Source organism: Amycolatopsis sp. AA4, from assembly GCF_002796545.1.
Taxonomy (GTDB): domain Bacteria; phylum Actinomycetota; class Actinomycetes; order Mycobacteriales; family Pseudonocardiaceae; genus Amycolatopsis.
The window spans coordinates 3181626-3205732 of sequence record NZ_CP024894.1; the positions used below are offsets into that span (position 1 = coordinate 3181626).

The following is a 24107-nucleotide window of genomic DNA, read 5'->3' on the forward strand; positions in this document are numbered from 1 at the left end:
GGAGGTCAGCTGGTAGCGATAGCCGGATCGCTCGTCGAGGCCCGGCCGGTTTCCGCGTGGCCCGCGAAGCGCCGGACGTATTTCCCGTCGTGATCCGCCTTGACCGTGATGTCGTACCAGCCGTTGGCCACACCCCACTTCGGAACCGCGCGTGAGGTGCCTGGGGCGAGCGTGTAGTGGTACGACTCCGAAGGCGCGTACGCGTCCACGCCGGTGAAGGTGACCGTGCGGCTGGTCGGGTTCTTGAACGTCACCGTCACGTAGCCGTCGTAGTGCCGGGCGGTCACCTCCGGGCCCAAGCCGCCGACCGTTCCCTCCTGTTCGCGGAGCCAGCCGTTCGGGCCGAAAACTGAGTACTGGTACCAATCTCCCGCGCCGCTGGGCAACTGCCAGCTGTCGGTGACCGACTTGTGGCCTTCCACGGTGTACGGCCACGGACCGTCGGAACGCATCCGGGACGTCACGTGGAATCCGGCTCCGGCGTCGCCAAGGTTGGCGAAGGTGAAGTACATCCGGCCATCGCGGGCCTCGGTGTCCGCGGCCAGGTCGTACGGCAGCGGGCGCGCTTTGCGGGTGCCGGGTTCCTGTTTCGGGAGCGAACCGTTCGACGGGGGCACCGGGTGATAGGTCGGCGGGGTGCGGTGATCGGCGGGCGGCTGGTATCCGCCGGTGCCGGGCAGGGACGGGACACCGCTGTTGGCTCCGGTGAAATCGAACGCCGACGTGAGGTCCCCGCACACTGCGCGGCGCCACGGCGAAATGTTCGGGTTGTGCACGCCGAAGCGCTTTTCCACGAACTGGATCAGCGAGGTGTGGTCGAAAGTCTGCGAGCAGACCCAGCCGCCGGTGCTCCACGGCGAGATGGCCAGCAGCGGAACGCGCGGGCCGAGTCCGTAAGGCATTCCTTTGGCGTACGACGCGGCCGCGCCGCCTTCGTACCATTCGCCGGCGACGCTCGCCGTCGACTTTCCCCAGTTCGCGTCGCGCGGCGGATACGGCGGCACGACGTGGTCGAAGAAACCGTCGTTCTCGTCGTAAGTGATGAGCAGGACGGTTTTGCTCCACACGTCCGGATCGGCCGTCAGCGCGTCGAGGACGCCGGAGACATACCAGGCGCCGTAATTGGCCGGCCACGCCGGATGCTCGCAATACGCTTCCGGGGCCACGATCCAGGAAACCTGCGGCAGGCGGTTCGCCTTGACGTCCGCGGTGAGGTGGTCGAAGAAGCCCTCGCCCGCGGTGGCGTGCGTGCCGGTGCGGGCCTTGTCGTAGAGCGGCGTGCCCGGAGCCGATTTCTGGTACTGGGTCAGGTAAAGCAGCGAGTTGTCGCCGTAGTTGCCGATGTACGGGTCTTTCGTCCAGCCCCAGCCGTGGTCCTTGTCGAGGCCGTCGCCGACGTCCTGGTAGATCTTCCACGAAATCCCGGCCTTTTCCAGGATTTCCGGGAAACTGGTCCAGCCGTAGCCGGTTTCTTCGTTGCCCAGCACCGGTCCGTTGCCGGAGCCGTCGTTTCCGGTCCATCCGGTGTACAAGTAGTACCGGTTCGGATCGGTCGAGGAAAGCATCGAGCAGTGGTACGCGTCGCAGACGGTGAACGCGTCGGCGAGCGCGTAGTGGAACGGGATGTCCTTGCGGGTCAGATACGCCATCGTGGTGCGGGTTTTCGCCGGGATCCACTTGTCCCACCGGCCGGTGCTCCACGCGGTGTGCGTGCCGTTCCAGTCGTGGTTGAGATCCTCGATGAAGGTGAGGCCCAGGTTGTCCTCGGCGGGCCGGAACGGCAGCGTCACGGCGCCGCTGGAATCGGCCTGATGCCACACCGGTTTTCCGTTCGGCAGCGAAACCGGACGCGGGTCGCCGAAGCCGCGGACGCCGTTGAGGGTCCCGAAATAGTGGTCGAACGACCGGTTTTCCTGCATCAGCACGACAACGTGCTCGACGTCCGCGAGGGTGCCGGTGCGCACGGCGGCCGGCACCGAGGCTGCCCGCGCGATGCTCCCGGGCAGCGCAGTGCCGGCGGCGGTCGCCGCGGCGAGCTGCATGAATCTGCGACGGCTGACCGATGACATCGGTGTCTCCTCGACAAGTCGCGGACGCGTTCGGGAATTTCCCACCGGGAAAGCCGAACGAATCATCGACGGATCGCCGGTGCGCTGTCAACCGCCGACCGGGATGGCGCCCGTTTGTACTGCGTCACCGCCGGTTTGCTGCCTGTTTCACCGTCTTGATCACCGGGGCCGTTTCCACGTGGGTGACCGCGGGCAGCGCGGCGACGCTGGTGGTGAGGTAGCGGTACAGCTCTTGGTGACTGGCGCACACCACGGTCGCGTACAGGTTGGTGGGGCCGGTGGTCGCGGCGGCGTAGGCGACTTCGGGGTGCGCGGCGAGCGCGGTGCCGGTTTCTTCCAGTGCCGCCGGGGCGACCGAAAGCCACAGCAGGGTCCGGATTCCCTTGCCGTACAACCGCCAGTCGAGGTCGAGGTCGAAATACAGCACGCCCCGTTCGCGCAGCTCCGCCATGCGGCGGCGGACGGTGGTCGCGGACCAGCCGGTCGCGGCGGCGAGCTGTTCGAATCCGGCGCGGCCGTCGTCGGCGAGCGCGGCGAGGAGTGCGCGGTCGCCGTCGTCGAGCGTCGCCGGTCCGGGCCGGAGGGGGAGCGGCGGCGGGCGCAACCGGGTGACAGCGGCGTCGTCCAGCGTGCCGATTTTGGCGACCACGCTGTCGGAACCGCCGTAGAACGCGTGCAGCACCGAATGCGCGGTGACGCCTTCGACCCGGGGCGTGCGCGGGAGTTTGGCCAGCAGCAACGCTTCGCTGTCGGCCGAGTTTTCGATCCGGACTGTGCAGGTGATTTCGGTGCCGCCGGACGTCAGGCTCACCCAAGCGGTGTCCGGCCGTCGTGCGAGGGCTTCGGCGACCGCGCCCGTCGCGCTGGGGGCGCACCGGATGCGGAGGAACCATTGCACCGCACCGAAAGCTGCCTCGTTGACGCCGCCGATGACCCGGACCGCTCCGGTCGACCGGAGCCGGGCGTAGCGGCGGGCGACGGTGCGATCCGACACGCCGAGCGCGTCGGCGATCGCGCTGAACGGGGCACGGGGGTCGATCTGGAGGGCGTGCACGAGTTGGCGGTCGAGATCGTCGTAGTCGGAATCCACCTCCATGAGGGTACTCGTGTCGGAATCCGCCGTTCGCACGTCGCTTTCTGGCTCGCGGACTGCTGCCGGGCCGAGAGTCGGTTCCGAACGACCTACGAGAGGAGAGACCATGACTGCCGAGGTGCTGGTCGTCGGAGCCGGTCCGACCGGGATGACGATGGCGAACGAACTCCAGCTCGCCGGGGTGTCCTGCGTGCTGGCGGACCGGCTGCCGCGAGCCGGCGAGCTGTCCAAAGCAGGAGGATTGCAGTCCCGTACGCAGGAGGCGCTCGACCAGTGCGGCCTGCTCGAACCGTTGCTGGCCACCGGCGACTATCCGGTCACCACCGCGCATTTCGCGGGCAATCTGCTGCCGCTGGTCCGCGATCGGCACCGGTTCCCGTGGCGGTCGCTGCCGCAGGTGGCGCTGGAAGGGTTTCTGGAGAAACACCTTGCCGCGCAGGGTGTTCCCGTCCGGCGGAACCACGAACTGGTCGGGCTGGAGCAGGACGCGGAGGGCGTCACCGCGACTTTCGCCAACGGGGTCGTGGTCCGGGCCCAGTACCTGGTCGCGGCCGACGGCGGGCGCAGCACGGTACGAAAGCTGCTCGGCGCGGAGTTCGCCGGGCGTCCCGGGACCGCGACGACGGTGGCCGCCGACGTGCGGCTGAGCGCCGAGGTTCCGATGCACACGATCACCCCGGAGGGTTACCGCGCGCAGGTGTTCCCGCTGGGCGCCGACTCCGAAGGACGACCGCTGCGCCGTCTGACGTTCGGGGGACCCGGTTGGTCGCGGGAACGGGACGTGCCGGTCACCGAGGACGAAATCCGCGCCGGGCTGAAGACGGTGTTCGGCGACCGGGTGGAACTGGTCGAACTCCGGTACGCGCGGCGGATCACGAACGCGGCGCTGCAGGCCGTCCGGTACCGGCACGGCCGCGTTTTCCTCGCCGGCGACGCCGCGCACGTGCATCTTCCCCTTGGCGCGCAAGGCATGAACACCGGAATCCAGGACGCGCTGAACCTCGGCTGGAAGCTCGCCGCGGCGGTGCGCGGCACCGCGCCCGAGGGCCTGCTCGACAGCTACCACGCGGAACGGCATCCGGTCGGCGCGGCGGTGCTGCGCAATGTCCAAGCGCAGACGCTGCTTCTGGACGACGGTCCCGACGCGGCCGCGGCCCGGTCGTTGTTCGCGGATCTGGTGCGCTTGCCGGAAGTCCAGTACTTCCTGGACGACCTCCTGTCCGGCATGGGTTTCCGCTACGCCGTCCCGGGCAGCGAGGACCATCCGCTGGTGGGGCTTCCCGCCTCCGGCCTCGGTCCGGGACTGCGAGCCGGACGCGGTGTTCTCGTCGATCCCGAAAGGCAGTTGGGCGCTCTCGCGGCGCGGTGGGCGGACCGGGTCGACCGCGTCGAGACGGGAACCGAGCCGATGCTGGTCCGTCCGGACGGATATGTGGCGTGGGCCGGCGACCCGGACGGGGCGGAGCCAGCGATTCGCCGGTGGTTCGGCGCGCCGGTGGGCTAGCGTGGCCGTCGTGCAGACCTGGCTGACCGACACCCGGACCTCGTACGACACCGTCGCCGCCAGCTACGCCGACCGGTTGCGCGACTCGATCGCCCGAAGCCCTTCGCTGCGGATGACCCTGGGATTGTTCGCCTCGCTGGTGCGCGAAACGGGTCCGGTGGCCGACGTCGGCTGCGGCACCGGACACGTCACCGCGCACCTGAACGGCCTTGGCCTGCAAGCGTTCGGCCTTGACCTTTCGCCCGGCATGATCGAGGTGGCCCGGCGAGACCACCCGGCGGTGCGGTTCGCGGTCGGCTCGATGACCGCCCTTCCGCTGCCCGACGCTTCGGTGGCCGGTCTGCTGGCGTGGTGGTCCCTGATTCATGTCCCGGACGAGGAGGTGCCGACGGCGCTCGCGCAGTTTTACCGCGTGCTGCGGCCGGGAGCGCCGGTCGCGATCGGCTTCCACGTCGGTGCCGTCGCCCGGTTGAAGACGCAGGGCTACGGCGGGCATCCGATGCAGGTGCACGTTTATCGCCGCCGTCCCGCGCAAGTGTCGGAGTGGTTGCGCGAGGCCGGGTTCACCGTCGAGGCGGAATGGGTGGAGCAGCTGGACAGCGAGGTGCCGCAAGCGGTCGTTTACGCTCGCCGTCCAGCCTGAGGACTTCAGCCGAGGTCGAGCTTCGCCAGCCGCGGCAGCACGCCGTCGCGCCAGCCCGGGCCCATCCGCTCGCACGCGTCCGCCTGGCGTTTGTCGTCGAGGTCGAAGCCGGAGTGGTTCAGCAGGAGGCGGGTGCCCTGGCCCTCGGCGACCAGCGTCCAGGCGAGGGTCCAGTTGTCGTTGAAGGTGTAGACCAATTTCACCGGCGGCTCGGATTCGACGACACGGCACGGGATCGAGCCGAATCCGGGCATTTCCAGGTGGAACTCGTGGCCGACGTCCGGGCCGACGTCCGGGCCGACGTCGCCGGGCACCCACCACTTCGCGTGCAACTCGGGATCGGTGAGCGCGCGCCAGACCTTTTCCGGTGCGGCGGCGATGAACTGGTCGACCGAGATACTGCCGGTCCGGGCGTACGTCACGGGGTTTCCTCCTCGTTTTCCAGCAGGTCGGCCATGCTGCGCAGCCGGCCGCGCCAGAACCGTTCGAACGGGTGCAGCCATTCGCCGACCTGCTCCAGCGGTTCGCTTTCCAGGTGGTAGAAGCGTTGCCGCCCCACGGGTTCGTCGCGGACCAGCGCGGCGTCGCGCAGCACCTTGAGATGCTCGGCGACCGCCGGACGGCTCAGCTCGAACCGCGCCGCGAGGTCGCCCGCCGTGCACGGGCCGTCCGCGAGGATCTCCAGCAGCCGCCGCCGGACGGGATTGGCGAGGGCGAGGAAGACGTCGTCGGGCATGACGCTACGTTACGTCGGAAGTTCCCGACATGTCAACCGGCGGTGCTGGAGCGGATCAGGATGACCGTCAAGAGCTGACCGTCAGAACGGCGCTCCGCAACGCACGCACGGCTTCGTCTCGTGCGCCGGTCAGGGCGGGGGAGTCGGTGGCGTGCGGGGCGCGCAGGGGAACGTTGCGGGGGAGCCGCGCGAAACGGTCTGACACTGCGTCGAGCACGTCAGGACCCCACGGGCCGCCCAGCACGATGAGTTCGGGGTCGGACACGGTCACCAAAGCCAGGAGCACGCCGCAGATCGCGTCGGCGAGGGTGGCGCGGACGGTGTCGGAGGCGAGCGCGGTTCGCAGGGCGGCGACGTCGATCGTGGTCGAATCCGGTTGGCGGACACCGAGATCCGCGAAGACGTCGATGAAGGCCATCGCCCGGCCGTCCGGGCCGCGGGTGAGGACGTGCGCGATTTCCCCGGCGAAACCCGCGTGGCCCCGGCGCACTTCGCCGTCAGCGACCACCGCGCAGCCGAGTCCTTCGCCGAGGAACAGATAGGCGAAATCGTCGGCCGCCCGTTCGGTGCGGGCGGCCCAGTTGACGTCGTTGTCCACCGTGACCGGGCCCGCCACCAGCGGCGCGAGGACGTCGGCGGGCGAGAGTTCCCCGAGCAGGAACGGGGAATCGGGCAGGTGGACGAGCTTCCCGGTCGCGCGGTCGACCGGATCGGCGGCGCTGACGACCGCGAGCCGGAGCGGTCCGGCCTCGTCCGCGACCTGGGCGGCGGCCTTGCGCAAAGCCTGCGCGACCTTCCGCGGGCGCACCGGGCGGCCGAGGTCTTCGACGTCCCGGGCGAGCACCTCGCCGAACACGTCGACGGCTTCGGCGACCGCGCCGTCGTGGGCGATGCTGACCATCAGCGCCGTGCCGAGGTCGTCGGCCAGTGCGTAATAGGTGCCGACGCGGCCGCGGCCGGTGGTGCGTTCGCCGGTGTCGCGAAGCAGGCCGGCCTCGGCGAGCCGGGCGACGCTGTCGCCGACCGCGGGCTTGGAAATGCCGGTGCGGGCGGCGATTTGCGCGCGCGTCAGCTGCCGTTCGGCGAGCAGCGCCCGCAGGACGTGCTCGTCGGTCAGCGACCGGAGCAGGTCGAGGGAGGGCTTGGCCGGGGTCACCGGCGCGAGTCTAGCCGATTTAGTCAGGACTGTTGCCTGAATCGGCGCGGGTGCCTTACCGTCGGTTCAGTAAGGAGCCCTTCCTGAATGGAGCGAGTGCCATGCCGCTGCCCCCGTTGCCGCACTGGGAGACCACGCCGGACGACCTCCCGGCCGCGATTCGCGAGACCAAAGCCGCGCTGCGGGCGCGGATCGAGGCGTCCGGGCGCACCGTGGAAGAGGTGTTCGCGGTCGTCGAGGCCCGCGTCGCCGCGGCGGTCGAGGAGATCGAGGCGGCGAAAGCGCGCGGCGAGGAGATCTGGCCGGTGCTGGAGTACGCCGACCTCGAGGCGGGCCGGGTCTCCGAAGACGACCTGGCCCGGCTGCGGAAGCGCGGGTGCCTGGTCGTGCGCGGGCATTTCCCGCGCGAGCAGGCGCTGGCCTGGGACCAGGGAATCGTCGACTACGTCGAGGGCAACCGGTTCTTCGAGCACTACCGCGGTCCTGGCGACGATTTCTTCGGCACCGTCGGCTCGCGGCCGGAGATCTACCCGATCTACTGGTCGCCGCCGCAGATGGAGGCGCGGCAAAGCGACCGGATGGCTCGCGTGCAGGCGTTCCTCAACGCGCAGTGGCGCTCCGAATCCGACGGCGTCCGGTGGTTCGACCCCGGCCGGGATTCGCTGTACCCGGACCGCATCCGCCGCCGCCCGCCGGGCGCGGATTCCGGCGGCCTCGGCACCCATCTCGACCCGGGCACGCTCGACCTCTGGATGACCGAGGCGTACCAGCGGGCGTTCCGGCAACTGTTCGACGGCGCCGTCGAGTCCTACGATCCGTGGGACGCCGCGCATCGCACCGCCGGGCCGCAGTTCGAAGGCTCGACGATGTGTTCGGTGTTCCGCACCTTCCAGGGCTGGACCGCGCTGTCGGACATGGAGCACGACCAGGGCGTGCTGCACACGGTGCCGATCCCGGAGGCGATGGGCTATCTGCTGCTGCGCCCGCTGCTGGCCGACGTGCCCGACGACGACATGTGCGGCGTCACGGTGAACCAGGTGTTCCCGGCCAGCGAAAAGTGGCATTCCTTGCTGCTGCGGGCTTCCAGCGGGATTCCGGACGTGCGGGCCGGGGATTCCGTGTGGTGGCACTGCGATCTCATCCACAGCGTCGCGCCGGTCAAGGACCAGCGGGGCTGGGGCAACGTCATGTACATCCCGGCCGCGCCGTGGTGCCCGCGCAACGAGGCGTACGCCGGGGCGGTGCGGGAGGCGTTCGAGTCCGGCTCCAGCCCGGCGGACTTCCCGCCCGAGCATTACGAACGGTCGTGGCCGGACCGGTTCCCTCTCGCGCAGCTGAACGAAACCGGCCGGCGCGGTCTCGGAATCGGCTGACAGTGGTCTGGCGGGTGGGCCGGTAAAGTTGTTGGTACGAAAGGGAAGTCCCGCGTGCCGGCGGGGAGCCGCACCGGGACGGCCCTTACGCGCCGCTGCGGTCGGCCCCGCCGGTGGCGATGTCGAGAAACGCCTGAGTTGCCGCACTGATCGGCCCGGACCGATATATCAGCCACTGCGGGAGCGTCTCCGGCGGCGAGAACCGGAGCACCTCGGCGCCGGCCCGGCGGGCGAGATCCGTCCAGCCGTCCGGCATCAGGCTCGCGCCGATTCCGCGCAGCACCATCGGCAGCACGACGCTCCGGTCGCCCACCTCGGCCGCGATCGACAGGTCCGGCACGCTCGCCGCGAGCCGGTCGAAGAACCCGCGCACCGCGGTCGGCGAAGTCGTGACCACGAACTGCATGCCGCTGAGTTCGGCCCGCTCGAGGGTCCCGCCCGAGCCGATTTCCGTGCCGGGCGGGGCGACCAGCAGCAGCTCCTCGTCCCGCAGGTGGTGCGCGACCAGGCCCGGTCCGACCGGACGTTCCGCGCTCCCGCACACCCCGGCCTCGCACCGGCCCTGCACCACCATCGCGACCACCTCGGCCGCCGACAACGCCGCCGACGTGCTCACCAGAACGCCTGGATACCGCGTGCGCATCTCGGCGATGATGCTGATCACCGGCTCCAGCGCGGACGACGACGTGGCCGCGACGTCGATCCGCCCGGCCGGTCCGTCGCCCGCCAGCCGCGCGGCGGCGCGCAGGGCGTCGAGGTCGCGCAGCACCAGCCGGGCGCGTTCGGCGAGAAGCTCGCCGGCGTTCGACAGCACCGCGTTGCGCCCGACCCGATGGAACAGCTCGACGCCCAGATCCTGCTCCAGCTTCGCGATCGCTCGCGACAACGACGGCTGCGCCACCCGCAGAGCCCGCGCCGCGTGCGTGAACCCGCCGTGCTCGGCGATCGCGACGAAGTACTCCAGCTGGCGGCGTTCCATAGCGATACGCTATCGGACTGGTGCCTCAGATGCCTTTGACGTACCGCCCGCCCGCGCGCGACGATAGGGCCCATGGTCCAGACGCGCCCGACGCTGCAGGGCACCTTCGGCATGGTCTCGTCCACCCACTGGCTCGCCTCGGCCGCCGCGATGGCGGTGCTCGAGGACGGCGGCAACGCCTACGACGCGGCGGTCGCCGGCGCGTTCGTGCTGCACGTCGTCGAACCGCACCTCAACGGCCCCGGCGGCGAGGTGCCGATGATCCTCGCCCCGGCGGGCGGCGCGCCGAAGGTCTTGTGCGGGCAGGGTCCCGCGCCGGCCGGGGCGACGATCGAGCACTACACCTCGCTCGGCCTGGACCTCGTGCCCGGCACCGGCCCGCTCGCCGCCGCGGTGCCCGGCGCGGTCGAGGCGTGGCTGCTCCTGCTGCACGACCACGGCACGAAATCGCTGCGCGAGGTCCTCAAGTACGCCATTCACTACGCGGCCGACGGTCACCCGGCGGTCGAGCGCGTCGGCGCGACGGTGGAGACCGTCCGCGAGCTGTTCGAGAACGAATGGACCACGTCGGCCGAGCTGTATCTGCCCGGTGGGGTCGCGCCGAAACCCGGTGGGCTGCTGAAGAATCCCGCGCTCGCCGAAACCTGGCGGCGGCTGATCGCGGAGGCGGAGGCGGCCGGGAGCGGCCGGGAAGCGCAGATCGAGGCGGCGCGGAAGGCGTGGCGCGAGGGCTTTGTCGCCGAAGCGCTCGCCGCCTTCGCCGCGAAACCGGTCATGGACTCTTCCGGCGAACGGCACGCGGGCACCCTCACCGCCGACGACCTCGCCGCGTTCCGCGCGGCCTACGAGGACCCGGTCACCCACACCTGGAACGGCTGGACCGTGGCGAAAGCCGGGCTGTGGAGCCAAGGTCCGTCCTTCTTACAGCAGCTGGCCCTCCTGCCGGACGAGTTGGAGTACGCAACGCCGGAGTACTACCACCGGCTCATCGAGGGCACGAAGCTCGCGATGGCCGACCGGGAAGCCTGGTACGGCGACAGCCCGGAAGTCTCCGTCGAGGCGCTGCTTTCCCCGGAGTACACCGCCGCCCGGCGCAAGCTGATCGGCGAGCGCGCGTCCTTCGACCTGCGGCCGGGCAGCCCGGAAGGCCGCACGCCTCGGTTGAGCCGGCACGTGCATTACGTCGCGGGCGGCGGAGTCACCGCGTCGGCGATCGGGGCGGGGGAGCCGACCGTCGCGAAGGACGGCCTGACCCGCGGCGACACGTGCCATCTCGACGTCGTCGACCGCTGGGGCAACATGATCGCCGCGACCCCGAGCGGCGGCTGGCTGCAGTCCAACCCGGTGGTGCCGGAGCTGGGTTTCCCGCTCGGCACCCGGCTGCAGATGGCGTGGCTGGACCCGGGCCTGCCGAACTCGCTCGCCCCGGGCAAACGGCCGCGCACCACGCTTTCGCCGTCGCTCGCGCTGCGCGACGGCGTGCCGGTGATGGCGTTCGGCACCCCCGGCGGAGACCAGCAGGACCAGTGGAACTTCCACTTCTTCCTCGGCACGGCCCTGCGCGAGAAGGTCCGCGGCGGGCTCGACCTGCAGGGTGCGATCGACGCGCCGAACTGGCACACCGACAGCTTCCCGAGCTCGTTCTACCCGCGCGGCATGGCGGCGGGGAGCGTGACGGTGGAATCGCGGATCGGCGCGGAGGCGATCGCCGCGCTGGAAAGCCGGGGCCACGACGTGACGGTGGGGGAACCGTGGTCGGAGGGCCGGTTGTGCGCGGTGGCGCGGGATCCGGAGACCGGGGTGCTTTCGGCGGCGGCGAATTCGCGGGGCGCGCAGGGGTACGCCGCGGGACGGTGACCCGGTGCCGTGCCGCGCGGGGAAACTCCCGGCCTACCGGGAGACCGATTCCGCGGAACTCGTGTACCGGGCCCGAAGTTCGCGTTTGAGCAGTTTCCCCGTCGCGTTGCGCGGAAGCTCGTCCACGATCTCGACCCGGCGGGGGCATTTGAACGCGGCGATCCGTTCCCGGCAGTAAGCGATCACCGCGTCCCCGTCGAGAGAGCCGGCGGCGGGCACGACCACCGCCACCACGGTTTCGCCCCACTGCGGATCCGGCGCGCCGATCACCGCGACGTCGGCGATGTCCGGATGCCGGTGCAGCACCTGTTCGACCTCGATCGGATAGACGTTCTCGCCGCCGGAAATGATCATGTCTTTCTTGCGGTCCACCAAAGTCACGAAACCGTCGGCGTCGCGGCGGGCCAGGTCGCCGGAATGGAACCAGCCGCCGCGCATCGTTTCGGCGCTCGCTTCGGGCAGGCCCCAGTACCCGGCGAAGACGTTCGGGCCGCGCAGCACGAGTTCGCCGACCGTCCCGGCGGGCACGTCGTCGTCGCGTTCGTCCACGATCCGGGCCTCGACGTGCAGGAACGGCCGCCCGACGGACCCGGCGCGCGAGCGCACGAACGCCGATTCCAGCACCAGCGCGGCGGGGGAGAGCTCGGTCATCCCGAAACCCTCCACAAAGGTCAGTCCCTTGCCCTCGTAGAACTCGATCACCGGCAGCGGGCAGGGCGCGCCGCCGCACAACAGATAGCGCAGCCGCGACAGGTCGTAGGAATCGAAGTCCGGGACCTGCGTCATCGCCGCCCACATCGCGGGCACCATGAAATGGACGGTGATCTTTTCCCGCTGGAGCAGCGCGAGTGTCTCTTGCGGATCGAATTTGCCCGCGACCACGACGGTGCCGCCCGCGTACAGCAACGGCAGCGTGAACAGCGCCAGCCCGCCGATGTGGAAGAGCGGGGCCACGGTGAGCGTGACGTCCGAGGGCAGGATGCCTTCCCCGGAGGTGAGCACGTTGATCGCGTTCGCCTCCAGGTTGCCGTGGGTGAGCATGGCTCCCTTGGGCCGGCCGGTGGTGCCGGAGGTGTACATCAGCACCGCGACCTCGTCCGCTCCGGTCGGTTCGGGTTCGACGCGGTCCTCGGTCCGGCCGAGTTCGCCGATGTTGACCAGCGTCCGGGTGCCGGAAGCCGCCTTCGCCAGCGCGGCGAAGGTGTCGTCGTGCACGACGACCGCCGGCCGGGCGTCGTCGAGGAGGTATTCGATTTCGGGTGCGGTGAGCCGGAAATTGATCGGCAGCGTGATCGCGCCGAGCCAGGCCGCCGCGAAGAGCGTTTCGAGGTATCCGGTGGAATTCAAGCCCAGCAACGCCACCCGGTCGCCCTTGCGGACGCCCAGTTCCCGCAGCGTGGCCGCCCGGCGCGCGACCCGGCGTTCAAGGTCGGCGTACGTGATCCGCTCGCCGGTCTCCGCGGCCACGAGCGCGACCGATTCGGGCGTGACGGTGCCGCGCCGGGCAACCCACTGCGCCAAGCTCGATGCCATGCCGAGACTCCTTCGTCGCCGGGGACCACGACGAAGGTAACCGTACGGACGGTCAGCGGTCAAACTCTCGGTTACAGTGGTCCGATGCCACCGAAAGGCCGGGCCGGCGAGATCCTGGCGACGTTCACCCGTTGCGTCGCCGAGCGCGGGTACGACGCCACGAACTTCTCCGACATCGCCGGAGAGCTGGGAATGTCCAAGGGCACCATCGTGCACCACTTCGGCACCAAGGACCGGCTGCTCGCCGCGCTGCACGAGTCGTACATGCGCCGGCGGCTCGCGGAGGCCAAGCTGATCCGTGACCGCCTCGCGACGCCGACGCAGCGGCTGGCCGGGCTGCTCTACGCGTTCGTGCTCTATCAAGTGGTGGACCGGGAGGCGACCGTCGCGTTTCAGCGCGAGGTCGTCCGGCTCGCCGACCACGAGGCGATGGCCGAGGGGCGCCGGATGCGTGCGGAATACCTCGATCTGGTGCGGGCGACGTTGTCCGAGGGGATCGCGTCGGGGGAATTTCGTTCGTGCGACGTCGAAGTGCAGAGCCTGCTGATCTTCGGCTCGGCGCAGTGGGCGTGGACGTGGTTCGACCCGGCCGGTCCGGTGTCGGCGGAGCAGGTGGGCGCGCAGCTGGTCGATCTGGTCCTAGGCGGGCTGTTGACGCGCCGCACCCGGCTCAGCGGATTGACCGAAGTGGACGGAAAGGTGGCTCAGGTTGTCCGACAGTCCATTGCGGACACTACCGGATCCTGAGCCGTCGCATCATCTTCAGCCCGGACAGCATCCCTTCCACGTACTTCTCGTACTTCTGTCCTGGGCGCGGGCTCATCACCGGTTTCTTCAGCACCGCCAGGTTCTGCACGTCGGTGTACTTCAACAGCCCCTGATCCCCGTGGCGAGCGCCCACTCCGGACGTCTTCACGCCGCCGGACGGGGTTCCCTTGGCGGCGTACGCGGTCGCCAGGCTGTCGTTGACGTTGACGTTGCCCGTCTCCAGTCGTGCGGCTACGGCGCAAGCCGCGCGGAGGTCTTTGCCCCACACCGAAGCGTTCAGTCCGTAGTCGGTGTCGTTCGCCAGTTCGACGGCCTCGTCCACGGTCCGGTAGCGATGCAAGGCGACCACCGGGCCGAACGTTTCGGTGACCCCGCACAGCATGTCCTTCGTGACGCCTTCCAGAATGGTCGGCTCGAAGAACGCCGGGCCCAGATCCGGCCGGGGCCGCCCGCCGCACAGCACGGTGGCTCCCTTCTCGACCGCATCGTCCACATGGGACTTGACCCGGTGCAGGTGGTCCACCGAGACCAGCGAACCCATTTCCGGGCCGAAATCGTAAGCCGCCCGCACGTCGAGCGAAGAAGCCTTGGCGACAAAGGCTTCCTTGAATTCTTCGTAGCGCGACTCCGGCAGGTAGATCCGCTCGATGTGCATGCAGATCTGCCCGGTGTTGCCGAACGCGCCGAAGACCGCGCCCGGGACCACCTCGGCGAAATCGGCGTCCGGGAGCACGATCATCGGGTTCTTGCCGCCGAGTTCGAGACAGCAGCCGATCAGGTTCCGGCCCGCCCGTTCGCCGATCACCTTCCCGGTGGCGGTGGAGCCGGTGAACATCACGTAGTCGGCCTGGTCGATCAGTGTCGGGCCGACGTCCGGGCCCTCGCCGCACACGACCTGGAACAAGCCCTTCGGCAGTCCGGCCGCTTCCAGCAGTTGCACGCCGTACAGCGGTGACAACGCGGTTTTGTTGTCCGGCTTCAAGACCACCGCATTGCCCGCCATTAACGCCGGAACGGCGTCCGAAATGCCGGTGGCGAAGGGGAAATTCCACGGCGCGATGATCCCGACGACCCCCTTGGGCACCCGGATCTCGGTCGACGAAGAAACCAGGGGCACCGGACCGCCGCGCCGCGTCGGAGCCAGCAGTTTGGGTGCCCGGCGCAGATAGTGGCTCATGATCATCGGCGGATCGCACGTTTCCTCGATCGCCATCCGCCGGTTCTTGCCGCTTTCGACCTGGATCAGGTCGGCGATCGTCCGGGCGCGGTCGATGAACAGCGAATGCGCCCGGCGGAACACCGCGAGCCGTTGCTTGAGCGGCGTCGCGGCCCATTTCGCCTGCGCCGCCCGCGCGGTCGCGAAGGCCTGCTCGATGTCCGACGGCGTCGACTGCGGCAGGTCCACGAGGACGTCGCCGGTGTAGACCTCGGTGAGCGGCCACACCGCCCCGCCCGAGCCCGGCACGCGCGCGACGAGCCCGCGGAGGAAGTCGTCGGTCGCCGTGGCCGGGCGGGTGGGCCGGACCGGGGTGAGGGTCATGCTTCCGCTCCCGTCAGTTGCCGGAAAGGACCAGCTGCGCGCCCATTTCGCCGATCATGATGCAGGGCGCGTTGGTGTTGCCGCCGGTGATCGACGGCATGATCGAGGCGTCGCAGACCCGCAGCCCGTCCACGCCGCGCACCTTGAGGTCGGGGCCGACGACGGCCAGGTCGTCCACGCCCATCCGGCAGGTGCCGACGCCGTGGTACACCGACGTCGCGCGGTTGAGGATCGCGTCGCGCAGTTCCTGGCCGCGCAGGTGCCGCCCCGGGTGGATCTCCTCGTTGACCGAGCCCTTGAACGCCTTCGACGCGAAGATCTCGCGCACCATCTCGGATCCCTCGCCGAGCACTTCGAGGTCGGCCGGGTCGGAGAGGTACTGCGGGTCGATGAGCGGGGCGGCGGCCGGATCGGCGGACGCGAGCCGGATCGTGCCGCGGCTCTTCGGGTAGATCAGCGTGGCGAGCACGGTCAGGGCCGGCCGCTTGTCGACCGGGTGCCGGACCGGCGCGTCCTGGTTCGGCGACACGTACGCCCACGGCAGCAGGTGCAGTTGCAGGTCCGGCACGTCCGAGGCCTGCGACGTCTTGAGGAACGCGAGCGCCTCGAACACCGAGTTCGCCAGGAACGTCGACCCCGGCTTGAGCAGCTCGCGGGCCATCCCGCGGGCGAAATACGGCGCGGTGCCCTTGTTCTTGCACGACGACACCTGGAACGTCAGCGCGTGGAACATGTGGTCGTGCAGGTTGTCGCCGACCGGCAGATCGGCGAGCACGTCGATGCCGTGCTCCTTGAGATGCTCGGCGTGCCCGATCCCGGAGAGCATCAGCAGCTGCGGCGACCCGACGAACCCGGCGGAGAGGATGACCTCCTTGCCCGCCCGGACCGTGCGGCGCTTGCCGTTGGCGTCGGTCACCTCGACGCCGGTCGCGCGGCCGTTCTCGATCACGACCTTCCGCACGAACACGCGGGACTGGACCTCGAGCGTCCGGGGAGCGAGGTGGTGCAGGTAGCCGCGCGAGGCGCTGTAGCGGAGGCCGTCGGCAGCGTTCTGCTGCATCCGGCTGACGCCCTCCTGCGATGCGCCGTTGTAGTCGTCGATGATGTCGCAGCCGATCGCGTCGGCCGTCGCGTCGAGGAACTGCAGCGTGCCTTCCTGCGGGATCTTGTTGCGGGTGATCTTGATCGGCCCGCCCGCGCCGCGGAAGGCGTTCTCGCCGTCCTCGAAGTCCTCCATGCGCTTGTACGCGGCGTTGACGCTGTCGGCGTCCCAGCCGGTGTTGCCCTCGGCCGCCCAGGAGTCGAAATTCGCCCGGTTGCCGCGGACGTAGACCATCCCGTTGACCGAACTGGAGCCGCCGAGCACCTTCCCGCGCGGCACCGGCAGGCGTCGATCGAGAACATGTTTCTGCGGGACCGAGTAGAACCCCCAGTCGCTCATTTTCTTCAGCTGGGGCACCGCGTGCAGAGGCGCGACCAACCCCGGCTTGCGCAACAGCAGCTGCTCGTCGCTCTTGCCCGCTTCGAGCACGATCACGCTGGCCCCGGACTCCGCGAGCCGCCCGGCGACGGCAGCCCCCGAGCTGCCCGACCCGACGACCACGTAGTCGGCTTCGTTGCTCCGGGCCACCCTGGCTGCCATGTCCGCTCCTAGTCCCGCGCCCCGCCGAAACTGTAACCTGTTCTAGTTCAGGCACGGTATAGCTTTCCCGCTGGACGCGCAACGCCTCGCTCGCGGCGGGGAGGCGACGCCGGATCCGCTCACGCCCGGTCGCGGCGCTGCCGCGACCCGGCGTGAGCGCCCTTGCTCCGTTCGGTGCGACCCCGCGCACACCGGCCGCGCGAACCAGGCGATAGCGGACACCCCGGACGCTCGGGCGATTGACGACCGGCCGGACACCGCCGTACCGTGCTGCTCGCGCGACGGCTTCCCGAAGCCGGTGAGATTCCGGCACGGTCGCGCCACTGTGTGCCCATCCCGGGCGAGTCAGGTCGAGGAGCCGTCGTCAGGTCCACCCGCAAGGGACGCGTCATCCCGAAGGAGAGCCATGGCCACCATTCCGGCCGACCGGTCCACCCCGGTCGTTCTGCCCGTGTCGAAAGCCGCTTTGCTGCTCGGCGCCACCATTGTCGGCGCGCTGCTGCTGTACTACTTCATCGGCGTCGACCAGGGCGCGGTCTCGATCTTCGGCAGCGACACGCACGTGCACGAGTTCGTCCACGACGCGCGGCATTTCCTCGGCTTCCCCTGCCACTGACGCGCCCGGAACGGACAACTGGACAATGCAGAACAAGCTGATTCTGCGCGGCCTCCTCGCCGGAGCGCTGGGCGGAGCGCTGGCGTTCGTCTTCGCCCGGATCTTCGCCGAACCGCTGACCCAGGCGGCCATCGACTACGAATCCGGCCGCGACGAGGCGCAGATGGCGCTCGACAAGGCCGCCGGGATGCCGAGCGAGCACGAGGGCCACGAGATTTTCAGCCGAGCCGTGCAAGGCAACCTCGGCATCGGGCTCGGCATGGTGCTCTTCGGGGTCGCGATGGGCCTGCTGTTCGCGGTGACCTACACCGTGCTGCTGGGCCGCGTCGGCCGGATCCGGGCACGGGTGCTGGCGGTGCTCGTGGCCGGGGCCGGCTTCCTGACGCTGTACCTCGTGCCGTTCCTGAAGTACCCGGCCAACCCGCCGGCGATCGGGCACGAGGCCACCATAGGCGCGCGCACCGGGCTGTACCTGACCATGGTCGTCGGGTCGGTGCTCTTCCTGGTCGCGGCCGTCGTCGCGGGCAAACGGCTCGCGCCGAAGCTGGGCAACTGGAACGCGACGCTCGTCGCCGGCGCCGGGTTCGTCGTGCTGTCCGCGCTGCTGATGGCGCTGCTTCCGTCGCTCGGTTCGCTGGCCGCCAACGTCGCCGAGTACGGCCCGCAGACCAGCGAAACCCCGCTGCCGCTCAAGGGCCCCGACGGCCGGATCGTGTACCCGGGCTTCCCAGCCGACACGCTCGTCGGATTCCGGCTGTACTCGGTGCTGGCGCAGGTCATCCTGTGGGGGACCATCGCGCTCGTGTTCGGCCCGCTCGCCGAACGCGTGCTGGACCGCGGGCGCGCGGTTACCGTCGAGGCGTGAATCCGCTGACCGGACTGGGCCCGTTCTTCGCCGTCGACACGCATGCGGCCGGGGAACCAGCCGAGCCGTGGCGTCTTCTGTCCGAGGTCCTGGACGACGGCCCGGTGCTGCGCGAACGCGTCGCGCACAACCGGGCCGTGCTGGGCGGCGATTTCGTGGAACCGCGGGTCGCGGCGTCGATCGCGCATCTCGGGCTGGCGGCGCGGATCATTTCGCCCGCGCTGGGCCTCGCCGTCGGCGCGGGAGCGGTGCCGGACTACGCGACGGCGTGGTGGCAGCCGAAGCTGGGCGGCGCGTTTCCGTTGTCCCTGGAGGAAAATCCGCCGGTTGAGTCCGATGTGGTCAGTGCGTTCGCCGCGCGGGTGTTGCGCGGGCCGTTGGCGCGGTTGGACACGGCGATGGCGCAGTTCTCGCTGGCGCGCAACGTCCGGCGGGGGAACGTGGCGTCGGCGCTGAACGGCGCGCTGACGGTGTTGCGTTCCGAGCGTCCGGAGTGGACTGACCGGGTCGCCGGGATCGTCGCCGCACTGGAGGAATTGCCGGAATTGGCCGGTACCGCGACTCGGGAAAACGGGCGGTTCCGCCGCCGCAGCTGCTGTCTGTTCTATCGCGCGACGCCGGATCGCGACGGCCCGAAATGCGGGGATTGCGTGCTGGTCTGAACGGTCAGGGCGCTCGATTGGCCTGATAAGCGATCATGATTCCGGCGAACCGGTCGGCCTCGTAACAAGGGTCGCTGTAGGCGTCCAGCTTGGGGTCGGTGGCCGTGACGGTGACGTTGAGCAGCGTGTCGTCGGCGACGCCGGTTTCGACGGTGCACTGGCCGTCGCGGTTGTCGCGGTGGATCCCGGGGTAGCTGTGCACGAAGGTCGGCGCGAAGCCGGGAATCGCGGCGCGGTGGCGATAGAGGGCTTCGAGCCCGCCGGAGGCGGTGTCGACCGACGCGGTGTAAGTCAGCGCCTTCGTGTCGTGGGGAATCCAGGTGCAGACGGTTTTCCCGGCGGCCGGAGCGGTCGTTCCCTTGTCGCTGACGAAGAAGGTGACCAGCTGGTCGTGGGTCATCAGGTCGCAGGGTTTGGCCGTGAACTGCGTGAGGTCGAGCGGGGCGTCGGGGAGCGGCGGCGACAGGCGCGGCGGAGGCGACGGCGCGGACGAGCAGCCCGCGGCGGCGAGGACGAGCGCGAGCAACAGTCCCACCCGACGGCCGCCGCGTGAAGGCGCAATTGTTTCCGGCACCACGGAATTGAGCATAGCCGTATTCCGGTGCTCTCGGTTTCCGGCGGAAAGGCGGCAAAAGACCGGTTTAGCCGCTCGAATACCGAAAATCTCGCGGTGAACCTGCAAACGAGATCTGCGCGAGGAACACTCGGGAACAAGAGCATCGGGAGGTCGCCATGCGCAGGTATCGCACCTACTGGACCTACAGCGCCGGGCTGCTCGTCGCCTGGGGGCTGGTCTTCCTGCTCCTCGGCCTGCTTCGCGGCGGGCACGAGGTGCGGGTCGTGCTGCCGGTCTTCGGCGGCTTCTGCATCGGCTGGGCGAGCACGACCATCGCGCGGTACGTCTACCCGCCGCCGAAGCAGTGGCTGAGCTGACCCCCGCCCGCCCCGTCTTGGCCGCCGGCCTGCCCAGGGTCACCCGAACGGGCGGACCCGGCAGGGGCGGCGGCGTGACGGGTTTGCCCGGAAATTGCGTAAGGTCGACCCCATGTCAGGGGACGAGGGCCTGCTCACGCAGGACAGCACGCGCGGGCTGACCGCGGCCGAGGTGGCCGAGCGGGTCGCCGCGGGACGGACCAACGACGTGCCCTCGCGCACGAGCCGCAGCGCGTGGGAGATCGTCCGGTCGAACGTCTTCACGCGGATCAACGCGATCTTCGCGGTGCTCGCGGTCATCATCTTCTCCACCGGCTACCTGCTGGACGGCCTGTTCGCCGGGGTGATCGTGGCGAACAGCGTGGTCGGCATCGTGCAGGAGCTGCGCGCCAAGCGGACGCTGGACCGGCTCGCGATCGTCGGCCAGGTGCGCCCGCGCGTGCGCCGCGACGGGACCAGCGCCGAGCTGGCCCCGGAGGAGGTCGTGGCCGACGACGTGATCGAGATCGGCGCGGGCGACCAGGTGGTGGTCGACGGCGAGGTGCTGTCCGCGGACGCGCTCGAGGTCGACGAATCGCTGCTCACCGGCGAATCGGACCCGGTGGTGAAGCGCGCGGGCGACGAGATCATGTCCGGCAGTTTCGTGGTGGCCGGCAACGGCGCGTACCGGGCGACGAAGGTCGGCTCGGAGGCGTACGCGGCGAAGCTGGCCGAGGAGGCGGGCCGGTTCACGCTGGTCGATTCGGAGCTGCGGAACGGGATCAACAAGATCCTCAAGGTCATCACCTACCTGCTGATCCCGGCCGGCGCGCTGTCGATCTACAACCAGCTTTCCGGTTCGCAGGAGCTGCCCGCCGCGCTGCGCGGGATGGTCGCGGCGCTCGTCCCGATGGTCCCGGAGGGCCTGATCCTGCTGACGTCGGTCGCGTTCGCGGTCGGCGTGATCCGGCTGGGCCGGCGGCAGTGCCTGGTCAACGAACTGCCCGCGATCGAGGGCCTGGCCCGCGTGGACGTCGTCTGCGCGGACAAGACCGGCACGCTCACCGAGAACACGATGCGGCTGTCCGAGCTGCGGCGGCTGCACGACGCGGGCGAGGCCCCGGAGACCGTGCTGGCCGCGCTCGCCGCCGCCGACCCGCGGCCGAACGCCAGCCTGGCCGCGATCGCCGAGGGCTGCCCGGATGCGCCGGACTGGACGCCGACCGCGGTGGTGCCGTTCTCGTCGGCGCGCAAGTGGAGCGGCGCGGCGTTCGGCGAGCACGGCGACTGGGTGCTCGGCGCGCCGGACGTGCTGTTGCCCGCCGAATCGGAGGAGCGCGCGGAAGCGGAGCGGATCGGCGCGCAGGGCCTGCGAGTGCTGCTGCTCGGCCGGGCCGCGAACGCGGTCGACGCGCCGGACGGACCGGGCAAGGTCACGCCGGTGGCGCTGGCCGTGCTGGAGCAGAAGATCCGCGGCGACGCCCGCGAGACCCTGGACTACTTCGCCGCGCAAGGCGTCGCGGTGAAACTGATTTCGGGCGACAACGCGGTGTCGGTCGGCGGCGTGGCCCGCGCGCTGGCCCTGCCCGGCGGCGAGGCCCCGGTCGACGCGCGGACGCTGTCCGAGGATCCCGGCAAGCTTGCCGACCAGCTCGAAGGCACCGCCGTGTTCGGCCGCGCGACGCCCGCGCAGAAACGGGCGATGGTCGCCGCGCTGCAGGCACGCGGGCACACGGTCGCGATGACCGGCGACGGCGTCAACGACGTCCTCGCGCTGAAGGACGCCGACGTCGGCGTCGCGATGGGCGCGGGCAGCCCGGCGACCCGGTCGGTCGCGCAAATCGTGTTGCTGGACAACGCTTTCGCGACCCTGCCGCACGTCGTCGGCGAGGGCCGCCGGGTGATCGGCAACATCGAACGCGTCGCGAACCTGTTCCTCACCAAGACCGTGTACTCGGTGCTGCTGGCGCTGATCGTCGGCGTGCCCGGGCTGATCGGCCTGGACGCGATGCCGTACCCGTTCCTGCCGCGGCACGTGACGATCGTCGGCTGGTTCACCATCGGCCTGCCCGCGTTCGTGCTGTCGCTGGCCCCCAACAACGATCGCGCCCGCTCGGGATTCGTCGGCCGCGTGCTGCGCATGGCGGTCCCGGCCGGGGTGGTGATCGGGGCCGCGTCGTTCGTCGCCTACATCCTGGTCCACCCCGGCAACGCGACCACCGACGCCGAACAGGTCCAGGCGAGCACCACCGCGCTGATGACGCTGATGGCGCTCGCGCTGTGGGTGCTGGCCGTCGTCGCGCGGCCCTACACCTGGTGGAAGGCCGCGCTGGTCGCGACGATGGCGGTGGTTTCGGCGCTGATGTTCCTGCTGCCGTGGACGCGGGAGATCTTCCAGCTGGACCCGAGCAACGCCCGCTACACGCTGACGGCGGTGTGCTGCGCCGCGGCTGGCGTGGTGCTGATCGAGATCGGGCGGTGGATCGGGAACCGGATCGGGACGCAGCGCGGCTGAGAAGTCGGCAGGGCACGCCGAAGCGTCCGCGCGCGCGTCGGTCGCGCGGACTCTGCAGTGCGCGCTGACTGTTACGCGTCAGTCGGGAGATGGTGCTGCAACGCTCCCAGCCCCTCGACCCGTTCCCGGGCCTGCTGGTCCTGGGCGGCCAGTTCGTCGTCGGTCAGCACGATCGCGTCCGGGCCCGGGAAGACCGTCGAATCGTGGTCCGCTCCGAGCCAGCGGACCGTGAACGGCGGGGCGCCGTCCGGCGAGCCCACGGCCACGATGCGGCCCCGGTGCTCCGGCACGTCCACGTGGATTCCCTTCACGACCAGCCAGTCTCCGCGCTGTGCGTGCATGGTTCCTCCTCTTGCGGATGCTCCTCGTCCGACGCGATACCTCGCCGCGCCGGACGCGAAACCTCGGGGTCGTCCGATCAGGTGCGGGCGACGGCTTTCAGGTTCGGGGGAGCGAGGGAGGGCCGCGCAGGCCCTCCCTCGCCTCAGCCGCCCAGATGAGCCAGGAACTCGTCGTTGAACCGCTGCCCGATCCGCTGCACGGCGTGCGGACTGCCGGGGAACAGCACCCGCTTGGCGGACAGCGTTTCCGCCAGCGCGTCGGCGACGTCCTCGAATCCCGGAGTACCGCCTCCGGTCACCACCAGCTTCGGGAACGACGTGCGGGCCAGCGCCTCCGCCGGGACTCCCGTTTCCCACGGCCGTTCCGTCCTCAGGTTGCGGGCGGCCTCCCGCAACGGCGGCGAAAGCGGCGACGGCAGCGGCAGGTCGACGTTCAGCACCCGCAGGAACCCGGCCACGAACGTCGCCGGGTCGCTGTCCCCGGCATCCGCCCAGTAGTCGCGGAGGGCAGCAGCGAGCCGGTCGGCGGCGGGACGGCCGGAGCCGTTCGGCAGGGCAGGCGGCTCGACCACGGTGAGCGACCAGACCTTGTCCGGCGCGAGCGCGGCGGCCCGCATCGCCACCACCCCGCCCATCGACGTGCCGAGCAGATGCGCGCCGTCGCAGAGGAGTTCGGCTACGTCGGCGGCGTCGCGGTCCGGGTCGATCCGGCTGGTCGGCGGGCTCGGCTGGTAGCCCCGGCGGTACGGCGCGACGATCCGGAACCGGTCGGCGAGCGCCTTCTGCTCGCCGAACGCGGCGGCGGCCGAACTCAGGCTGCCGTGGACCATGACGATCGGCGGGCCGGATTCTCCCCACCGTTCGGCGGCCAGGTCCGTCATCGGGCGGCCGCCTCGGCGCGGGCGAAGACGCCGCGGTCGATGTCCAGGCGGCGGGATTCGAAACGCCAGCCGTCGGCGGTGCGGACCACCACGTCCTGGTAGACCCCGGTGGCGATGACGAACGGCGGCGCGTCGACCTGCAGTTTGGCGACCAGGCAGGCGACGGCGGCGCGGTCGGCGTCGCCGGTGACGACGTAGTTGGTCAGCAGGTGGCGGGCACCGTCCTCCTTGCCCGCGGCGATGTGGCCCTTGATGAACTCGGCGCGTTCGGCGCGGCCGGCAAAGGTGCCGTAGGTGGAAATGAACTGCCCGTCCGGGACCCAGGCGTCGAGCCACCCGTCGACGTCGTGGTTGTCGAGGGCGCGCATCTGGGCGTTCGAAAGCTCGACGATCGCGAGCTTGTCCTCAGTGGATAGTGGCAT

At 70.3% G+C, this 24107-nt stretch carries 23 protein-coding genes and 1 riboswitch; of the genes, 10 read left to right on the forward strand and 13 right to left on the reverse strand.

The features are described from left to right. Nucleotides 1-5: 5 nt before the first annotated feature. Entirely contained in the window at nt 6-2069 is a 2064-nt protein-coding gene (locus CU254_RS15075) for a phosphocholine-specific phospholipase C (RefSeq protein ID WP_009077078.1), read from the reverse strand. 124 nt (nt 2070-2193) lie between these two features. Continuing rightward, complete coding sequence (locus CU254_RS15080; protein WP_037717198.1) at nt 2194-3159, reverse strand: Lrp/AsnC family transcriptional regulator; 966 nt, start codon at nt 3157-3159, stop codon at nt 2194-2196. Between the two features lie 109 nt (nt 3160-3268). Here CU254_RS15080 and CU254_RS15085 point away from each other — a divergent pair, with 109 nt between their 5' ends. Then, nucleotides 3269-4666, forward strand: coding sequence for an FAD-dependent monooxygenase (locus CU254_RS15085; protein ID WP_037713720.1), 1398 nt, complete (start codon nt 3269-3271; stop codon nt 4664-4666). Nucleotide 4667: 1 nt separating this feature from the next. Beyond that, a complete protein-coding gene (locus CU254_RS15090; RefSeq protein ID WP_009077081.1) occupies nt 4668-5309 on the forward strand; it encodes a class I SAM-dependent methyltransferase in 642 nt (213 codons plus the stop codon). Nucleotides 5310-5314: 5 nt separating this feature from the next. On the opposite strand, the gene CU254_RS15095 is transcribed toward CU254_RS15090, so the two are convergent. The 3 genes from CU254_RS15095 to CU254_RS15105 form a co-directional block, all read right to left on the reverse strand. Continuing rightward, nucleotides 5315-5731 carry an SRPBCC domain-containing protein gene (locus CU254_RS15095; protein ID WP_009077082.1) on the reverse strand — a complete coding sequence of 139 codons (417 nt, stop codon included), beginning with the start codon at nt 5729-5731 and terminating at the stop codon, nt 5315-5317. Continuing rightward, the gene (locus CU254_RS15100) at nt 5728-6045 is read right to left on the reverse strand and encodes a helix-turn-helix transcriptional regulator (RefSeq protein WP_009077084.1); all 318 of its coding nucleotides are present in this window, start codon (nt 6043-6045) and stop codon (nt 5728-5730) included. The genes CU254_RS15095 and CU254_RS15100 overlap by 4 nt, the downstream gene beginning before the upstream one ends. A gap of 67 nt (nt 6046-6112) precedes the next feature. After that, nucleotides 6113-7201 carry an ROK family transcriptional regulator gene (locus CU254_RS15105; protein WP_037713722.1) on the reverse strand — a complete coding sequence of 363 codons (1089 nt, stop codon included), beginning with the start codon at nt 7199-7201 and terminating at the stop codon, nt 6113-6115. Between the two features lie 101 nt (nt 7202-7302). On the opposite strand from CU254_RS15105, the gene CU254_RS15110 reads away from it, so the two are divergent. Beyond that, nucleotides 7303-8574: a YbiU family protein gene (locus tag CU254_RS15110; RefSeq protein ID WP_037713724.1), complete on the forward strand. Its 1272-nt coding sequence runs from the start codon at nt 7303-7305 to the stop codon at nt 8572-8574. Nucleotides 8575-8659: 85 nt separating this feature from the next. Here the strand turns inward: CU254_RS15110 and CU254_RS15115 are convergent, their stop codons facing one another. Next, complete coding sequence (locus CU254_RS15115) at nt 8660-9553, reverse strand: LysR family transcriptional regulator (RefSeq protein WP_009077091.1); 894 nt, start codon at nt 9551-9553, stop codon at nt 8660-8662. A 72-nt stretch (nt 9554-9625) separates the two neighbouring features. Between CU254_RS15115 and CU254_RS15120 the strand changes: the two genes are divergently transcribed. Next, a complete protein-coding gene (locus CU254_RS15120; RefSeq protein ID WP_009077093.1) occupies nt 9626-11410 on the forward strand; it encodes a gamma-glutamyltransferase family protein in 1785 nt (594 codons plus the stop codon). Between the two features lie 33 nt (nt 11411-11443). On the opposite strand, the gene CU254_RS15125 is transcribed toward CU254_RS15120, so the two are convergent. Beyond that, on the reverse strand, nt 11444-12943 hold the full coding sequence (locus CU254_RS15125; protein ID WP_009077095.1) for a long-chain fatty acid--CoA ligase: 1500 nt from the start codon (nt 12941-12943) through the stop codon (nt 11444-11446). A gap of 84 nt (nt 12944-13027) precedes the next feature. On the opposite strand from CU254_RS15125, the gene CU254_RS15130 reads away from it, so the two are divergent. Continuing rightward, nucleotides 13028-13690: a TetR/AcrR family transcriptional regulator gene (locus CU254_RS15130; protein ID WP_009077097.1), complete on the forward strand. Its 663-nt coding sequence runs from the start codon at nt 13028-13030 to the stop codon at nt 13688-13690. On the opposite strand, the gene CU254_RS15135 is transcribed toward CU254_RS15130, so the two are convergent. Beyond that, nucleotides 13677-15251, reverse strand: a complete 1575-nt coding sequence (locus tag CU254_RS15135; protein ID WP_009077098.1) for a succinic semialdehyde dehydrogenase — start codon at nt 15249-15251, stop codon at nt 13677-13679. The genes CU254_RS15130 and CU254_RS15135 overlap by 14 nt on opposite strands. A 13-nt stretch (nt 15252-15264) precedes the next feature. Next, entirely contained in the window at nt 15265-16893 is a 1629-nt protein-coding gene (locus CU254_RS15140) for a GMC family oxidoreductase (RefSeq protein WP_037713726.1), read from the reverse strand. Nucleotides 16894-17187: 294 nt separating this feature from the next. Continuing rightward, a riboswitch (cobalamin riboswitch) is annotated at nt 17188-17243 on the forward strand. 56 nt (nt 17244-17299) lie between these two features. Between CU254_RS15140 and CU254_RS15145 the strand changes: the two genes are divergently transcribed. The 3 genes from CU254_RS15145 to CU254_RS15155 are packed head-to-tail and all read left to right on the forward strand — an operon-like array spanning nt 17300 to nt 19036. After that, the gene (locus CU254_RS15145) at nt 17300-17509 is read left to right on the forward strand and encodes a CbtB-domain containing protein (RefSeq protein WP_009077103.1); all 210 of its coding nucleotides are present in this window, start codon (nt 17300-17302) and stop codon (nt 17507-17509) included. Between the two features lie 25 nt (nt 17510-17534). Next, nucleotides 17535-18374, forward strand: coding sequence for a CbtA family protein (locus CU254_RS15150; protein ID WP_009077105.1), 840 nt, complete (start codon nt 17535-17537; stop codon nt 18372-18374). Further along, nucleotides 18371-19036 (forward strand): (2Fe-2S)-binding protein, encoded by a 666-nt coding sequence (locus CU254_RS15155; protein ID WP_100266793.1) that lies wholly within the window; start codon nt 18371-18373, stop codon nt 19034-19036. Before CU254_RS15150 ends, CU254_RS15155 begins: the two co-directional genes overlap by 4 nt. Before the next feature lie 4 nt (nt 19037-19040). Here CU254_RS15155 and CU254_RS15160 read toward each other — a convergent pair whose 3' ends face one another. Further along, nucleotides 19041-19571 (reverse strand): DUF3558 domain-containing protein, encoded by a 531-nt coding sequence (locus tag CU254_RS15160; RefSeq protein ID WP_037713728.1) that lies wholly within the window; start codon nt 19569-19571, stop codon nt 19041-19043. A gap of 197 nt (nt 19572-19768) precedes the next feature. Here CU254_RS15160 and CU254_RS15165 point away from each other — a divergent pair, with 197 nt between their 5' ends. After that, nucleotides 19769-19969, forward strand: a complete 201-nt coding sequence (locus CU254_RS15165; protein ID WP_009077111.1) for a hypothetical protein — start codon at nt 19769-19771, stop codon at nt 19967-19969. A 112-nt stretch (nt 19970-20081) separates the two neighbouring features. Continuing rightward, nucleotides 20082-22463, forward strand: a complete 2382-nt coding sequence (locus CU254_RS15170; RefSeq protein WP_037713731.1) for an HAD-IC family P-type ATPase — start codon at nt 20082-20084, stop codon at nt 22461-22463. Between the two features lie 71 nt (nt 22464-22534). On the opposite strand, the gene CU254_RS15175 is transcribed toward CU254_RS15170, so the two are convergent. The 3 genes from CU254_RS15175 to CU254_RS15185 all read right to left on the reverse strand — a co-directional run bounded on the left by CU254_RS15175 (nt 22535) and on the right by CU254_RS15185 (nt 24107). Beyond that, nucleotides 22535-22804 (reverse strand): DUF1918 domain-containing protein, encoded by a 270-nt coding sequence (locus tag CU254_RS15175; RefSeq protein ID WP_009077115.1) that lies wholly within the window; start codon nt 22802-22804, stop codon nt 22535-22537. Between the two features lie 143 nt (nt 22805-22947). Further along, the gene (locus tag CU254_RS15180; RefSeq protein WP_050788190.1) at nt 22948-23685 is read right to left on the reverse strand and encodes an alpha/beta fold hydrolase; all 738 of its coding nucleotides are present in this window, start codon (nt 23683-23685) and stop codon (nt 22948-22950) included. Further along, nucleotides 23682-24107, reverse strand: a complete 426-nt coding sequence (locus CU254_RS15185) for a nuclear transport factor 2 family protein (RefSeq protein WP_037713734.1) — start codon at nt 24105-24107, stop codon at nt 23682-23684. Before CU254_RS15185 ends, CU254_RS15180 begins: the two co-directional genes overlap by 4 nt.